The 14849-nt window shown below is 66.9% G+C and carries 11 protein-coding genes; 5 read left to right on the forward strand and 6 right to left on the reverse strand.

Features of this window, described 5'->3' with window-relative positions; all coding sequences use genetic code 11:
* Position 1 precedes the first annotated feature (1 nt).
* Entirely contained in the window at positions 2–862 is an 861-nt protein-coding gene (locus tag ACYX4P_RS02260; RefSeq protein WP_248120009.1) for a lipid A-modifier LpxR family protein, read from the reverse strand.
* Between the two features lie 173 nt (positions 863–1035).
* The gene (locus tag ACYX4P_RS02265) at positions 1036–2925 is read right to left on the reverse strand and encodes a ribonucleoside-diphosphate reductase subunit alpha (RefSeq protein WP_248120007.1); all 1890 of its coding nucleotides are present in this window, start codon (positions 2923–2925) and stop codon (positions 1036–1038) included.
* Between the two features lie 300 nt (positions 2926–3225).
* On the opposite strand from ACYX4P_RS02265, the gene ACYX4P_RS02270 reads away from it, so the two are divergent.
* The 4 genes from ACYX4P_RS02270 (at position 3226) to ACYX4P_RS02285 (ending at position 7579) form a co-directional block, all read left to right on the forward strand.
* Positions 3226–3972, forward strand: a complete 747-nt coding sequence (locus tag ACYX4P_RS02270) for a phosphatase PAP2 family protein (protein WP_312571283.1) — start codon at positions 3226–3228, stop codon at positions 3970–3972.
* Between the two features lie 83 nt (positions 3973–4055).
* Positions 4056–5378, forward strand: a complete 1323-nt coding sequence (locus tag ACYX4P_RS02275; RefSeq protein WP_248120004.1) for an acetyl-CoA hydrolase/transferase family protein — start codon at positions 4056–4058, stop codon at positions 5376–5378.
* 51 nt (positions 5379–5429) lie between these two features.
* Positions 5430–6233, forward strand: a complete 804-nt coding sequence (locus ACYX4P_RS02280; protein WP_248120002.1) for an ABC transporter ATP-binding protein — start codon at positions 5430–5432, stop codon at positions 6231–6233.
* A 59-nt stretch (positions 6234–6292) separates the two neighbouring features.
* The gene (locus ACYX4P_RS02285; RefSeq protein WP_292046038.1) at positions 6293–7579 is read left to right on the forward strand and encodes a PQQ-dependent sugar dehydrogenase; all 1287 of its coding nucleotides are present in this window, start codon (positions 6293–6295) and stop codon (positions 7577–7579) included.
* Positions 7580–7583: 4 nt separating this feature from the next.
* On the opposite strand, the gene ACYX4P_RS02290 is transcribed toward ACYX4P_RS02285, so the two are convergent.
* Positions 7584–8822: an argininosuccinate synthase gene (locus ACYX4P_RS02290; RefSeq protein WP_248119998.1), complete on the reverse strand. Its 1239-nt coding sequence runs from the start codon at positions 8820–8822 to the stop codon at positions 7584–7586.
* Between the two features lie 190 nt (positions 8823–9012).
* Here ACYX4P_RS02290 and ACYX4P_RS02295 point away from each other — a divergent pair, with 190 nt between their 5' ends.
* Positions 9013–11865: a M16 family metallopeptidase gene (locus tag ACYX4P_RS02295; RefSeq protein ID WP_248119995.1), complete on the forward strand. Its 2853-nt coding sequence runs from the start codon at positions 9013–9015 to the stop codon at positions 11863–11865.
* A gap of 113 nt (positions 11866–11978) precedes the next feature.
* Here the strand turns inward: ACYX4P_RS02295 and yihA are convergent, their stop codons facing one another.
* The 3 genes from yihA to rnpA are packed head-to-tail and all read right to left on the reverse strand — an operon-like array spanning position 11979 to position 14826.
* Complete coding sequence (gene yihA, locus ACYX4P_RS02300; RefSeq protein WP_248119994.1) at positions 11979–12632, reverse strand: ribosome biogenesis GTP-binding protein YihA/YsxC; 654 nt, start codon at positions 12630–12632, stop codon at positions 11979–11981.
* Complete coding sequence (gene yidC / locus ACYX4P_RS02305; protein WP_248119984.1) at positions 12629–14425, reverse strand: membrane protein insertase YidC; 1797 nt, start codon at positions 14423–14425, stop codon at positions 12629–12631. The genes yihA and yidC overlap by 4 nt, the downstream gene beginning before the upstream one ends.
* Complete coding sequence (gene rnpA, locus ACYX4P_RS02310) at positions 14422–14826, reverse strand: ribonuclease P protein component (protein ID WP_248119982.1); 405 nt, start codon at positions 14824–14826, stop codon at positions 14422–14424. Before rnpA ends, yidC begins: the two co-directional genes overlap by 4 nt.
* Positions 14827–14849 lie beyond the last annotated feature (23 nt).

A 14849-nucleotide genomic window follows, 5' to 3' on the forward strand; every position in this document is an offset into this window, starting at 1 on the left:
CTTAGCGACTGGGGCGGATCGACAGTTGGAAGGCCAGCAGGCCCTCGCTGACGTCGGTGTCCAGTCCGTTCATGCCGCGCAGGCCCTTGCCGGCGTCGATCTCGCGATAGACGACGCCGATGGAGGTCTGCATGTCGCCCTTGCGATAGGCCACGCCGACCGAGGCGTCGCCCAGAAAGCTGCCCTTGTCCTGGGTGTAGCCGGAGCGAGCGTAGTCGCCGTCGCGCGTGCGGGCGAAGTTGTAGCCCACGGCTCGGCCTGAACCGGCGGCGTAGACATACCAGCGGGGACGTTCCCCGAAGCGTTCGGCGCCGCTGGGGGCCAGACGCTCCAATCCTTCGCCGATCTTGAGGGTTACGCCCGCCTCGGCCGACCGCCCCTCGCTGCCGACGCCGAGGCCGGCGTGGGGGGTCAGGCTGACTTCCAGGCCCGAGGCGGTATGGCCGTGGGCGCCGCGGAAGCCGCGCACATAGCGCAGGTCGTAGGCGTCGGGGGACAGTTCGGCCCGGTCGATGGGCGTGACCGGCAGGGGCGAGCCGTCGGCGCGGCGAAGACGGCCGGCGGTTTCAAGCGTGACCCGGTCGGTGAAAGCGGCGCGGTCGATCCAGACGTCGCGGCGGCTGGCCGCCTCCAGCCCCGAGCGATCATCATGCTGGAAGACGGGCGGCAGTTCGATGTCGCCGCCGAAGCGGGCGTCGGGCGCGACGCGGAAACGGATCTGGTCGGTCAGGCGGGCGACGGCGTTGTCGGCGGGCGTGTCGAAGGCGTTGGGCGCCCAGGTCTGGGCGTAGGCGACATCCGCGCCCATCCCGACCGAAGCCAGGACGCCGCAGGCCCCCATCATCAACACCTTGGAACGCATTCGGTCTCCCCACCGATCCGCTGGCGATCACCCTGCAACCAAGAGACGCAGGAGTCCAACGGAGTTTTCGACACGGTTTCGTCGCTTTTCAACGGCGATCCCGAGCGGAGGGTTCCAGAACGAAAAAGGCCCTGCGGTCGCAGGGCCTTTCCAAGGGCGTTGGTGCGCCAGCCTTACTGGCAGGCCAGGCACTCGTCGTAGTCGGTCTTGGGCATGGAGAAGAGGTCGGGCTGGTTCGGATCGACCACCTCTTCGGCCTTGTCCTCGGCGCCGGCGAAGGCGGCGCGCTGAACCGACTTGGAGCGCAGATAGTAGAGCGACTTCACGCCGCGTTCCCACGCGGACCAGTGCAGCATGTGCAGGTCCCACTTGTTGACGTCGCCGGGAATGAACAGGTTCAGCGATTGGGCCTGGCAGATTTCCGGCGCGCGGTCGGCGGCCAGTTCGACCACCCAGCGCTGGTCCAGTTCGAAGGCGGTCTTGAACACACCCTTCTCGTCCTCGTTCAGGTCGTCGATGTGCTGGACCGAACCTTCATGCTCCAGGATCGAGTTCCAGACGGCCTCGGTATTGATGCCCTTCTCGTCCAGCAGACGCTCCAGATAGGGGTTCTTGACCGCGAACGAGCCGGACAGGGTCTTGTGCGTATAGATGTTGGCGGGGATCGGCTCGATGCCCGCCGACGTGCCGCCGCAGATGATCGAGATCGAGGCGGTCGGGGCGATGGCCAGCTTGTGGCTGAACCGCTCCATGACGCCACGGTCCTGAGCATCCAGGCAGGGGCCTTTCTCTTCGGCCAGGGTGCGGCTGGCCTTGTCGGCCTCGCGGCGCAGATGCTTGAACAGGCGCATGTTCCACGACTTGGCCATGGCGCTTTCGAAGGCGACGCCCTGACCTTGCAGGAAGGAGTGGAAGCCCATCAGACCCAGACCCACCGAACGCTCGCGCTTGGCCGAATAGACGGCGGCGGCCATGGCGGGCGGGGCGCGGCGGATGAAGTCCTCAAGCACATTGTCCAGGAACCGCATCAGGTCCTCGATGAAGCGGGGCTCCTCGCGCCACTCCAGGAAGGTCTCGGCGTTGACCGACGACAGGCAGCAGACGGCGGTGCGGTCCACGCCCAGATGATCCTTGCCGGTGTGCAACATGATTTCGGCGCACAGGTTCGACTGTTTGACCTTCAGGCCCAGGTCGCGCTGGTGCGGCGCCATCTGGCGGTTCACGGTGTCGGAGAAGATCAGATAGGGCTCGCCGGTCTGCATGCGGATGTCGAGCAGCTTGGTCCACAGCGAGCGGGCGTCTACGGTCTTCAGAACCGCGCCGTCCTTGGGCGATTTCAGATCGAAGGTTCCGCCGACCTTGACCGCCTCCATGAACTCATCGGTGACGTTGATGCCGTGGTGCAGGTTCAGGGACTTGCGGTTGAAGTCGCCCGAGGGTTTGCGGATTTCCAGGAACTCTTCGATCTCAGGGTGGTGGATGTCGAGGTACACAGCGGCCGAACCACGGCGCAGCGAGCCTTGCGAAATCGCCAGGGTCAGCGAGTCCATCACGCGGATGAAGGGGATGATGCCCGAGGTCTTGCCCGCACCCTTGACCTTCTCGCCGATGGAACGGACGCCGCCCCAGTAGGTGCCGATGCCGCCGCCGTTCGAGGCCAGGGCCACGTTCTCGTTCCAGACGTTCTGGATGCCGTCCAGACTGTCCCCCACCGCGTTCAGGAAGCAGGAGATGGGCAGGCCGCGATCCGCGCCGCCGTTCGACAGGACGGGTGTGGCGGGCATGAACCACAGGCGGCTCATATAGTCATACAGCCGCTGGGCGTGTTCGGCGTCGTCCGAAAAGGCGGTCGAGACGCGGGCGAACATGTCCTGATAGCTTTCGCCCGCCAGAAGGTAGCGGTCTTCCAGCGTCTTCTTGCCGAAGTCGGTCAGCAGGGCGTCGCGCGAACGGTCCACCTGCACCGATTTCACGACGGTCAGATGGGGGCGTTCAGGCGTCGGCGTCGCCGCAACGCCTTGGAATTCCGTCGTCTTCAATGCCTCGCCGCCAGCCATGATCATCCGCGTCCTGAACAGAAATCGCCTAGAGCCACCTGCGCCATAACCACATCATCTTGTGGGTTCGGCGCTCCCTGAGCCCACATATAGGGCGCATATGCCTAATGACCCGTCAACGGGCTTGACGGTCGGTTTATGAGCGAATCGGTCGAACAAGTCGCGCAGGCATGTGGAAAAGCCAGCAAGCAAGCCAGCACGCCCCTTTTGCATCCTCGCGACAGCGAGATCACGACCGCGTGATCGGAACATCCCGCCAGCTTGGCCGTTCGCCTGCCCATGACACTCGCAGACGTTCGCGCCGTTTTGAGACGTATCCTGACAGTCGCTCGCACCGAGGTCGCGGCCCTGACCGCCCTTTTGGTCATGGCGGGCGGGGTGTGGAGTTTCGTCGAGATCGCCGACGACATGAGTGAGACGGACGGCCAGGCCTTCGACCAGCACGTCCTGGCGCTGATGCGACCCTATGCCGACGATCCCGGCCGGCCGTGGGGTCCGTGGTGGCTGAAGGAGGCGGCGGCCGACATCACCTCCCTGGGCGGCATATCGGTGCTGGGTCTGTTCGCCCTGATCGTGATCGTCTTTCTGCTGAGCCAGAGGAAATGGCTGTCGTCGCTTCTACTGGTGTTGGGGCTCGCCGGCGGGGTAGGGCTGAGCGAAGGCTTGAAGGCGGTGTTCGAGCGCGAACGGCCGCCCGCGGCCATGCAGGCGGTGGAGACGATCAACGCCAGCTTCCCCTCGGGCCATGCCCTGCTTTCCACCGTGTTTTATCTGTCGGTTGCGGTCATGCTGACCCGCGCCTTTCCCAAGCGGCGGTTCAAGGCCTTCGTCCTGGGCGTGGGCATACTGATGGCCCTGCTGGTCGGGCTGACCCGCATCTATCTGGGGGCGCACTGGGCGTCGGACGTGCTAGCCGGATGGGCTGTGGGCGCGGCCTGGGCCATGGCGCTGTGGCTGATCGCTTATGGCGTGGCCCGGCTGCAGCGGGGGCGTCACGCCGCGCTGCAGGACCACGAGATGCTGGACCGAACCGAGGCCCCGACCAAAGTCTAAGGCCCCTCTCCCTCCACGACAGAGGATATTGGGCCTGGACGCCCCCGCAAGGGTCACGAGAGGGGCGCAGACGGAGACACGCCATGGACGACGCCGCCCGCCTCTACGCCGAACGGTTGAAAACCCCCGATCAGGCCGCCGCCCTGATCGCTTCGGGGGCCAAGGTGGCCATGGGCCTGGGCGTGTCCCAGCCGCCGGCCTTGCTCCAGGCCCTGGCCGACCGGGCCGAGCGCGGCGAGGTCGAGGACGTCAACCTCTACTATCTGCTCAGCACCGCCATCGCCGGCCAGACGGTGCTGCGCGACGAACTGATGGGCCGCATCCGTCCCTGGAGCCTGTTCCACACTGCCATCGAGCGCGGGCTGGAGCAGCGGGCGCGCGACGCGGGCAGACCCAATCCGGTCCAGTTCATCCCCACAGGGTTTCAGCAGTCGCCGCGCCTGCTGTGTCATGAGGTGGGGGTGGATACGCTGATCTGCGCCGTGTCGCCGATGGACGAGGACGGCTTCTTCTCGTTCGGCACGAACACCGACTATTCCAAGCCGGTGTCAGAGACGGCCCGGACGGTGATCGTCGAGGTCAATCCGCACATGCCGCGCGTGTTCGGCGACTGCACCGTCCATGTGTCGAAGGTCGCGGGCATTGTCGAACACGCCGCTCCGCTGCTGGTCGTGCCCAAGGCCCAGCCCTTGCCCGCCGACCGCATCATCGGCCGGATCATCGCCGATCTGGTCGAGGATGGCTCCACGCTGCAGATGGGCATCGGCGCCCTGCCCAACGCCGTCTGCGACGCCCTGAAGGACCACCGTGACCTGGGCGTCCATACCGAAATGCTGACGCCCGGCCTGGTCGAGCTGATGCAGGCGGGAGCGGCCAATCACGGCCGAAAGACCCTGCACCCCGGCGTCGGCGTCTTCGCCTTCTCGATGGGCGACCAGAACACCTACGACTTCCTGGACGGCAATCGCGAGATGGAGGCCCATCCGGTCTCCTATGTGAACGATCCGGCGGTGATCGCCCGAAACGCCAGGATGATTTCGGTCAACGCCACGCTTCAGATCGACCTGTCCGGCGCCTGCTGTTCGGAGTTCCTGAACGGTCGCCAGTTCACGGCGGCGGGCGGCCAGCTGGACTTCGTGCGCGGCGCCTATGGGTCGGAGCGCGGCAAGTCGATCATCGCTTGCCATTCCACGGCGGCGAAGGGCGCGGCGTCGCGCATCGTGGCGCGTCTGGACGGGCCGGTGACGACGCCGCGCAACGACACACACATCGTCGTCACCGAACACGGCTGGACCAATCTGAAGGGCAGGTCGACCAGCGAACGGGCGCGCGCCCTCATCGCCCTGGCGGCGCCCGAGTTCCGCGAGGGCCTGGCGCGCGAGGCCCAGGCTCAGGGCCTGATCTGAGCTCGCGCCCTTGGGTTCCACTTCTTGCCGACGACGGCTAGGCTTTCGGCCATGACCCAACCGCTTCTGTCGATGGACCACGTCAGCGTCGCACGCGGAGACCGCACACTGCTGAACGGCGTCAGCCTGATCCTCCCCGAAGGCCGCCACACCGCCATCCTGGGCCGCAATGGGTCGGGCAAGTCGACCCTGGTCAAACTGATCACCCGACAGCTCTATCCCACCGCCGGCGTGGGCGGCGACGGCGGTCTGGGCGAGGTCCGCATTCTGGGCCGCGCCCATTGGGACGTCTTCGAGCTGCGCAGCCTGCTGGGCGTCGTGTCGCCCGCCGTCCAGTCCGACTTCACCAGCGACGAGGGGCTGGAGGTGTTCGATGCGGTGGTGTCCGGCTTCTTCGCCGCACGGGGGGTGTGGAAGCACAAGGTGACGGAGCCGATGCGTCGGGCCAGCCGCGAGGCGCTGGAGCGGATGGGCGCTGGCCACCTGACCGGGCGGACGATGGCCACCCTGTCGACCGGCGAGGCGCGCCGCGTGCTGATCGCCCGCGCCCTGGTCCACCAGCCCCGCGCCCTGCTGCTGGACGAACCCTGCAGCGGGCTGGACCCGGCGACGCGGCGACAGTTTCTGGAGGCTCTGCGCGACGTGGGGCGGTCGGGCGTGACCCTGGTGCTGGTCACCCACCACATCGAAGAAATCCTGCCCGAGATCGACCATCTCGTCCTGCTGCGCGATGGCCAGGTGCTGGCGGACGGCGCCAAGGACGACCTGCTGACCCGTCCGGTCCTCAGCGACCTCTTCGGCCTGCCGACCACGGTCGAACGACGCGGCGACTGGTTCTGGGCGCATCTGGATTGAAGCGGAGCGTCCTGCGGCGGCTTGCCGGAGGAGGACGAAAGGGAGAAGCTGGAAACTTCATGCTGCGCCCCTTCCTTCTGATCCTGGCTCTGATCGCCACGCCAGTCGGCGCGGGCGCGGCCCAGAGAGCCTATGCGACGCAAGGCGACTGCGCCGGGCGGCCGATGACCACGGTGCGGATGGCGCCGGGCTATTGCCTGGGCCTGGTGTGGCAGGGCGACGGGGCGGACGGGCCGCGAATGCCGCGCGGGCTGCTGGCCCTGTCCGGCGGCGACTGGCTGGTCACCGACCTGGGCGGTTGGCAGGCCGGGCGGGGCTCCGTCTGGCGCCTGGCGTTCACACCGGACGGATCGCCGCGTTGGCGCAGATTGGCCCAGGGTCTGTCCATGCCCCACACCGTGGCGCGCGGGCCGGACGGCCGCATCTATGTGTCCGAAATGAACCGCATCCTGACGCTGGACCCGGAGGCGGCCGATCCGGCGGCGACGGTGCGGACCGTGATCGGCGGCCTGCCGGACAACCGGCTGCACGACAACCGCCACCCGCTGTCCAGCTTCGTTTTCGATGGCGACGGGGCGCTGCTGGTCAATGTCGGCGCGCCCAGCGATAGGTGCTTGGACGACAGGGGCCGGCCGCGCACGACGACCTCGGGCGCCTGCGCCGACAGCGCCGAGACGGCCCAGGTTCGGCGTCACGCCTATCTGGGGAACGGCCGGTGGGACGAGGCCGGCGCGGTCTTCGCCTCGGGCCTGAGGAACTCCATCGCCCTGGTCCGGCATTCGTCGGGCACGATCCTGCAGGGCGAGAATTCGGTCGACCTGACCACGCCGGATCATCCCTATGACGAGATCAATGTGCTGCGCCCAGGCGGCCATTACGGCTGGCCCTACTGCATGGACCTGGCGACGCCCCTGCCGGGATGGAGCGCGGCGCAGGCGCGGTGCGGCCAGAGGGATCGGCCGTTGGCCCTGCTGCCGCCGCACGCCGCGCCGCTGGACCTGATCTATTACGACGGGGCGATGTTCCCTGAACTGCGCGGCCGGCTGTTGATGAGCTGGCATGGCTATCGCCGCACGGGCGGACGGATCGTGGCGGCCGAGACGGACGGCGAGGGGCGGCCCCTGACCGACATCGGCGGCCGCTACGCCATCTATCCGCGCGGCGCCCTGTCCTATCCGGCCGGCGCGCCCAGCATACGCGGCAAGGTGCTGACGCCGGGCTGGGACGCGGTCGCGGGCCGTCAGCCGCGCGGCTCGCCTGTCGCCCTAGCGGTCGCGGCCGACGGGTCGATCTGGATCGCCGACGACCGCAGCCGGGCGATCCTCAGGATCGCCCGGGCCGATTGAGACCCTAGCCCTCGCGCGCCTCGCGCTTGGCCAGGACACGAAGACGCAGCGCATTCAGCTTGATGAAGCCCGCCGCGTCCTTGTGGTCATAGGCCTGGACGCCTTCCTCGAAGGTCACCAGATCCTGGTCGTAAAGGCTGTTGGGGCTTTCGCGGCCGATGACCGAGACATTGCCCTTGTACAGCTTGACCTTGACCGAGCCGGAGACCTTTTCCTGGCTCTTGTCGATGGCGGCCTGCAGCATCTCGCGCTCAGGCGAGAACCAGAAGCCGTTGTAGATCAGCTCGGCGTATTTCGGCATCAGCTGATCCTTCAGGTGCATGGAGCCGCCGTCCAGGGTGATGCTTTCGATGCCGCGGTGCGCCGCGATCAGTATGGTCCCGCCGGGGGTCTCATAGACGCCGCGCGACTTCATGCCGACGAAACGGTTCTCGACCAGGTCCAGACGGCCGACGCCGTTGTCGTGACCGTACTGGTTCAGCGCGGTCAGGATCGTCGCGGGCGACATGGCCTCGCCATTGATCGAGACGGGATCGCCCTTTTCGAAGCCGATCTCGATGACGGTCGCCACGTCCGGCGCGTCTTCAGGGCTTATGGTGCGCTGGTGGACGAACTCGGGGGCCTCGACCGCCGGGTCTTCCAGCACCTTGCCCTCGGACGAGGAGTGCAGAAGGTTGGCGTCGACGCTGAAGGGCGCCTCGCCGCGCTTGTCCTTGGAAATCGGAATCTGGTTCTTTTCTGCGAAGTCCAGCAGAGCCTCGCGGCTGCGGAACTCCCACTCGCGCCATGGGGCGATGACGCGGATGTCGGGCTCCAGCGCATAGTAGCCCAGCTCGAACCGGACCTGGTCGTTGCCCTTCCCGGTCGCGCCGTGACAGACGGCGTCGGCCCCGACCTGACGCGCGATCTCGATCTGGCGCTTGGAGATCAGCGGGCGGGCGATGGAGGTGCCCAGCAGATAGTCGCCTTCGTACTGCGCATTGGCGCGGAACATGGGGAAGACGAAGTCGCGCACGAACTCTTCACGCAGGTCGTCGATGAAGATGTTCTCGGGCTTGATGCCCAGCTTCAGCGCCTTCTCTCGCGCCGGGCCCAGTTCCTCGCCTTGGCCCAGGTCGGCGGTGAAGGTCACGACCTCGGCGTTATATTCGGTCTGCAGCCACTTCAGGATGATCGAGGTGTCCAGACCGCCCGAATAGGCGAGGACGACTTTCTTGACGGGCTTGTCGGCGGGTGCGGACATGGCGGCTCTTTCAGCAAGGGGCGGTCAGTCGGGGAGTTGACGCGCGCATAAGACCGGGGGTCCGGCGATGCAACCTTTTCCAAGCAAGGTCGGACGTCGAACATGAAGCTTTGGTCATGTTTCATTCCGTCGCGTTGCCAGCCGATCGACCCGCGTTATGGTCCGTTCACCTGAAATCCGAGGATGATCTATGCGCCGCACCGGCTCTCTCGTCGCCGCCGCCGCCCTTCTGGCGGTGTCCACCCCCGTCTGGGCCTCCGTCGCGCCCGCGCCCGCCGTCCAGGCCGCCGCGCCCGCCCCGCGCGCCGCGCCGGTCGCCGACCTGGTCGCCGCCGTGGACATTCCCTACACCAGGTTCACGCTGGACAACGGCCTGACCGTCTTGGTTCACGAGGACCACAAGGCGCCCGTCGTCGCCGTGTCCGTCTGGTACAATGTCGGCTCCAAGGACGAACCGGCGGGCAAGACCGGCTTCGCCCACCTGTTCGAACACCTGATGTTCGGCGGGTCGGAGAATGCCCCGGGCAGCTATTTCACGCCGATGCGCAACATGGGCGCGACCGACATGAACGGGACCACCTATTTCGACCGCACCAACTATTTCGAGACGGTCCCGACCCCGGCGCTGGAACAGGCCCTGTTCATGGAAAGCGACCGCATGGGCTATATGCTGGGCGCCATCAGCCAGGAGACGCTGGATCTGCAGCGCGGCGTCGTCCAGAACGAAAAGCGTCAGGGCGACAACCAGCCCTATGGCCTGAGCCAATACAAGCGGCTGGAGGCCCTGTTCCCCGAAGGCCACCCGTATCGACACACCACCATCGGGTCGATGGCCGACCTGGACGCCGCCTCGATGCAGACGGTCCGCGACTGGTTCACCTCCAACTACGGCCCGAACAATGCGGTCCTGGTGCTCGCCGGCGACATCACGCCCGCCAAGGCGCGCGAACTGACCGAGAAATATTTCGGCCCTATCGCGCGCGGCCCGGTCAACAATCCGGCTCAAGCATCGGTGCCGACCCTGGCGGCGCCGATCAACGAGACCTCTCACGATCGCGTCTCCAACGCCCGTGTCTGGGTGAACTGGGCGGTGCCGGGCATGCTGGACCCCGACTCCGTGCCTCTGAGCGTCGGCGCCGAAGTGCTGGGCGGCCTGGCCTCCTCGCGCCTTGATAACGAACTGGTGCGCGGCGAACAGACCGCCGTCTCGGTCAGCGCCAACAACAGCGACTTCCACCGGGTCGGCATCTTCGAGATGAGCGCCATGGTGAAGCCCGGCGAAGATCCCGCGGCTGTCGAGGCGCGCATGCGCGAGATCCTGAACGGGCTGATCGCCAACGGTCCGACCCAGGACGAGATCAACCGCGTTGTCACCCAATACGCCTCGCGCCGCATCCAGGGCCTGGAACAGGTGGGCGGCTTTGGCGGCAAGGCCACGGCGCTCGCCGAGGGCCAGCTCTATGCCGGCGATCCCGAGTTCTACAAGAAGCAGCTGGCCGCCTACGCCGCCGTCACGCCGGCCCAGGTTCAAGCCGCCATGCAGAAGTGGCTGACCCGTCCGGCCTATACGCTGACCACCCTGCCCGGCCAGCGCGAAGCCTATCAGGAGGCGGCCGCCTCGCCGTCCGGTGCCAACCATATCCCGGCGCCGGAAATCCAGCGCAAGGCGCGCATGGCCAAGCCCGAGATCGGCCAAGTCGCCAACGTCGACTTCCCGGCGGTCGAGCGCACCCGTCTGTCGAACGGCATGGAGGTGATCTACGCCCATCGCGACGCCACCCCGACCACCAAGATCGCCATCGACTTCGACGCGGGCCTGGCCGCCGACGACCGGGCCAAACTGGGTCTGCAGACCCTGATGCTGGACCTGATGGACGAGGGCACCCAGACGCTGAACGCCACCCAGCTGGCCGAGGCGCAGGAGGCCCTGGGCGCCACCATCACCACCGGCGCGACCATGGACAGCTCGCTGATCCAGTTGTCGGCCCTGACGCCCAACCTTCAGCCGTCGGTGGCCCTGATGGCCGACGTCGTGCGCCGCCCCGCCTTCGCCCCGGCCGAGCTGGAGCGGCTGCGCGCCACCCGCCTGTCGCGCATCGCCGCAGAGCGCACCCAGCCGGCGGCGCTGGCCAGCCGCGCCCTGCCCGAACTGATCTATGGCGCCGACAGCCCCTACGGCCGTCCGTTCAGCGGCGCGGGCGACGAAACCAGCGTCAAGGCGATCACCGAGGCGGACATCCGCACCGACTACGCCAGGTGGATCCGGCCGGACAACGCCAAGATCTTCATCGTCTCGGACAAGCCGCTGTCCGAAGTGACCCCGATCCTGGACGCCGCCTTCGGCCAGTGGGTGCCGCCGGCGTCCGCCAAGCCGGTCAAGGATTTCTCGGCCCCCATCCCGGCCGCGACACCCAAGATCGTGCTGATCGACCGTCCACAGTCGCCCCAGTCCTACATCATGGGCGGCGAGGTTCTGGGCGTCTCGGGCAAGGATGATCTTCTGGTGCTGAACGCGGCCAACAATGTGTTGGGCAACGATTTCCTGTCGCGCATCAACACCGACCTGCGCGAGACCAAGAGCTGGTCCTACGGCGTCAACGCCTCGGTCAATCCGTTCGCCGGGCGCGTGCCCTATCTGGTGACCGCCCCGGTCCAGGCCGACAAGACCGGCCCCGCCATCGAAGCCTTGAACCAGCAGTTCAAAGACTTCCTGTCGGGCGGCAAGGGTGTGACGGCCGAAGAGCTGCAACGCACCATCAACGGCAACACCCGCCGTCTGGCCGGCAGCTACGAGACGTCGTCGGCGGTGCTGGCGGCCATGCGTCAGAACGATCTGCTGGGTCGGCCCGACAACTATCCCGAGACGGTCGCGGCGCGCACCAACGCCCTGACGGCGGCCCAGCTGGACGCCGCCGCCAAGGCCGCAATCGACCCGTCCAAGTTCGTCTGGATCGTGGTCGGCGACGCCTCGGTGGTCAAGCCGCAGCTGGATGCCCTGGGCATTCCGGTCGAAGTCCGCTCGGCGGCGCCCGCCGCCCAGTAAAGACGACGGCAGACCGAAACGGCGAAGGCCCGGAGAGCGATCTCCGGGCCTTTTTTCCATGCTTCCCTCTGTTCCCGTCATCCTCGGGCTAGACCCGAGGGTGACGGGGGCGTTCAATCCAGCGTCGCGCCGGTCGTGCGCATGATCTCGGCGCGCAGTTCGGGCAGGCCCAGGCCCTTCTCGGACGAGGTCAGGGCCACGACCGGGAAGGCGGCGGGGCGTTTGGAGATGGCCTTCAGCGTGGCCTCCTGAACCTTCTCGCCTTCGCCCTTCTTCAGCTTGTCGGCCTTGGTCAGGACGATCTGATAGCTGACCGCGGCCAGGTCCAGGGCGTCCAGCGCCTCCGTGTCCACGCTCTTCAGCCCGTGGCGGCTGTCGATCAGAAGATAGACCCGCTTCAGCGTCACCCGGCCGCGCAGATAGTCGCGACCCAGATCCTGGAACTTCTTGACCGTGGTCTTGGACGCCTTGGCCCAGCCATAGCCCGGCAGGTCGACCAGACGCAGCTTGCCGTCCAGATCGAAGAAATTGACCTCGCGCGTGCGGCCCGGCTCGTTGGAGGCGCGGGCCAGCTTGTGCATGCCGACTAGGCCGTTGATCAGGCTGGACTTGCCGACATTGGATCGGCCGGCGAAGGCGATTTCGGGCAGGTCGGGATCGGGCAGTTGCTCGATCTTGGCTGCGCCCATGACGAAGGTCGCGGGCCGCGCAAACAGGATGCGCGCGACCTCGATCTCCTCAGGGGTGAACTCGGTCTCGTCGATCACGCCGGCGATTTCTTGAAGCGGGCGAGGAAGGCGTCGATGGGGTTCTCGGCCTTGTAGCGATGCATGATGACGTACTGCTGCAGGATGGTCAGGACGTTGGACCAGGCCCAGTAGATCAACAGGCCCGCCGCGAACGGCGCCATGATGAAGGTGAAGATCAGCGGCATGAACTGGAAGATCTGACGCTGGACCGGATCGGCCGCCGGCGGATTCATCGCCGTCTGCAGCCACATGGTCAGGCCATAGGCGATGGCCAACAGGCCCAGGTGCAGCGGCCCGGCCAAGAGGCCGCCGATCAGCGGCGCCATCGAAGGATCCCACGGAATCAGGCCGAACAGGTTCCAGATCGACGACGGATCGCGCGCCGACAGGTCGTGAATGAAGCCCAGGAACGGTTGGTGGCGCATCTCGATGGTGACGGTCAGCACCTTGTACAGGGCGTAGAAGACCGGAATCTGGAGCACCAGCGGAAGACAGCCGGCGACCGGATTGATCTTCTCGCGCTGATACAGCGCCATGGTTTCCTGCTGCTGCTTCTGCGGGTCGTCTTTGAACTTCTTCTTGATCTCCTCCATCTTGGGCTGGAGGTTCCGCATCTTGGACATCGAGGCGTAGGCGTTGTTGGCCAGCGGGAACATGACCAGTTTGACGATGACGGTCAGGGCAAGAATGGCGACGCCGAAGCTGCCGACCAGGCCATAGACGTTCTCCAGGATCCAGAAGATCGGGCGCGTCAGGAACCAGAACATGCCCCAGTCGATCGCATAGACGAAGCGCGGCAGGTTCAGGCTCTGCTCATAGGATTTCAGCACCTCGGCGCGCTTGACCCCGGCGAACAGGCGCTGGGTCTCGGTCGCGGTGGAGCCGGGCTGGACGGTGCGGGTCGTGCCCAGCAGATTGGCTTCCAGCTGCTGGCCGGCGCCTTCGCCGCGCACGCGGAACTCGGTTTCAACCGCCTCGTTCTGCTGGGGCAGCAGGGCCGCCAGCCAGTATTTGTCGGTGATGCCCAGCCAGCCGCCGGTCGAGGCGTTCTCGATCCGGGGCTCCTTCAGCCAGTCCTTGTACTTCTTCTGCTCGGTCCGATAGTCGCCGGGCTTGCCGAAGGTGCCGATGGCGCCCTCGTGGACGATATGGGAGGAGCCGGCTGCCGGCGGCACGCCCTGGCGCTGGACGCTGCCGTAGGGGGCGATGGTTATGGCCTGGGTTCCCAGGTTCTGGACCGTGTCCTGGATCGAGAAGACGTATCTGTCGTCCACCGACATGACGCGGGTGAAGCGCAGGCCCTGGCCGTTGTCCCAGGTCAGGGTGATCGGCGTGGTCGGCGTCAGGGTCGAGCCGTTGGTCAGGCGCCAGACCGTGTTCGGCCCCGGCACGCCGCCGGCCACGTTCGGGCCGGTCCAGCCGAACTGGGCGAAATAGGCGTTCTGCATTCCCTGCGGGCGGAACAGCTCCACCGGCTGTGGCTTGTCCTGGACCTCGCGGTAGTCGGTCAGGAAAAGGTCGTCGATCCGCCCGCCCTGCAGCGACAGCGAGCCCTTCAGCGTGCCCGACTGGATCGGCACCCGCGCGGCGCTGCTCAGCGCCTGGCTGCGGTCGGTGACGAAGGTGGGGCCTTGCGGGCTCAGCGCCGTGCGCGCGGCGTTCTCGGCCGTCTGCGACTGTTCGGCGTGCGCCTGCTGCTGCACCGCCCGACGCTCGGCCTGCGGACGCAGGACGGCGAAATAATAGATCCCCATGATCAGGGCCGAGCACACGATGAAGGTGATCGTGTTGCGCGTGTTCTCGTTTTTCATGGAATCTGGCGGTCCTGGCCGGAAGGGGCGCGGGCGGGCGAAGGCTTGTCAGCCTTGGGTGTCGCCAGCCTTGTAAGGGTGGATTTCACGTCGTCAAGCAAACGGTCCCACGCGCGCTCCGTCGTGCCCATGCGGGCGATGAAGACATAATCGCTGCCGGGCACGCCGTGACGGGCCAGCATGGCCCGCGCGGCCTCGCGCAGACGGCGTTTGGCGCGGTTGCGAACAACCGCCCCGCCGATCTTCTTGGTGGCGGTGAAGCCCAGGCCGATGTGCGGCGAACCGTCGCCGCGATCCAGCCTCTGGATCACCACGGCGCCGCGCGCCTCGGAAACGCCTTTGGCGGCCGCCAGGAACTGGGGCCGCCGCAACAGACGCTTGATCTGTAAAGGGTCGCTCATGCGTCCAGAGACCGGGACGCGAT

The organism is Brevundimonas sp. ABV4_179 (genome assembly GCF_056311945.1).

What these genes read in the sequence shown, in the direction of transcription:
- ACYX4P_RS02260 (WP_248120009.1), bottom strand. Translation starts at nt 862, where the DNA reads ATGCGTTCCAAGGTGTTGATGATGGGGGCCTGCGGCGTCCTGGCTTCG.
- ACYX4P_RS02265 (WP_248120007.1), bottom strand. Translation starts at nt 2,925, where the DNA reads ATGATCATGGCTGGCGGCGAGGCATTGAAGACGACGGAATTCCAAGGC.
- ACYX4P_RS02275 (WP_248120004.1), top strand. Translation starts at nt 4,056, where the DNA reads ATGGACGACGCCGCCCGCCTCTACGCCGAACGGTTGAAAACCCCCGAT.
- ACYX4P_RS02280 (WP_248120002.1), top strand. Translation starts at nt 5,430, where the DNA reads ATGACCCAACCGCTTCTGTCGATGGACCACGTCAGCGTCGCACGCGGA.
- ACYX4P_RS02285 (WP_292046038.1), top strand. Translation starts at nt 6,293, where the DNA reads ATGCTGCGCCCCTTCCTTCTGATCCTGGCTCTGATCGCCACGCCAGTC.
- ACYX4P_RS02290 (WP_248119998.1), bottom strand. Translation starts at nt 8,822, where the DNA reads ATGTCCGCACCCGCCGACAAGCCCGTCAAGAAAGTCGTCCTCGCCTAT.
- ACYX4P_RS02295 (WP_248119995.1), top strand. Translation starts at nt 9,013, where the DNA reads ATGCGCCGCACCGGCTCTCTCGTCGCCGCCGCCGCCCTTCTGGCGGTG.
- yidC (WP_248119984.1), bottom strand. Translation starts at nt 14,425, where the DNA reads ATGAAAAACGAGAACACGCGCAACACGATCACCTTCATCGTGTGCTCG.
- rnpA (WP_248119982.1), bottom strand. Translation starts at nt 14,826, where the DNA reads ATGAGCGACCCTTTACAGATCAAGCGTCTGTTGCGGCGGCCCCAGTTC.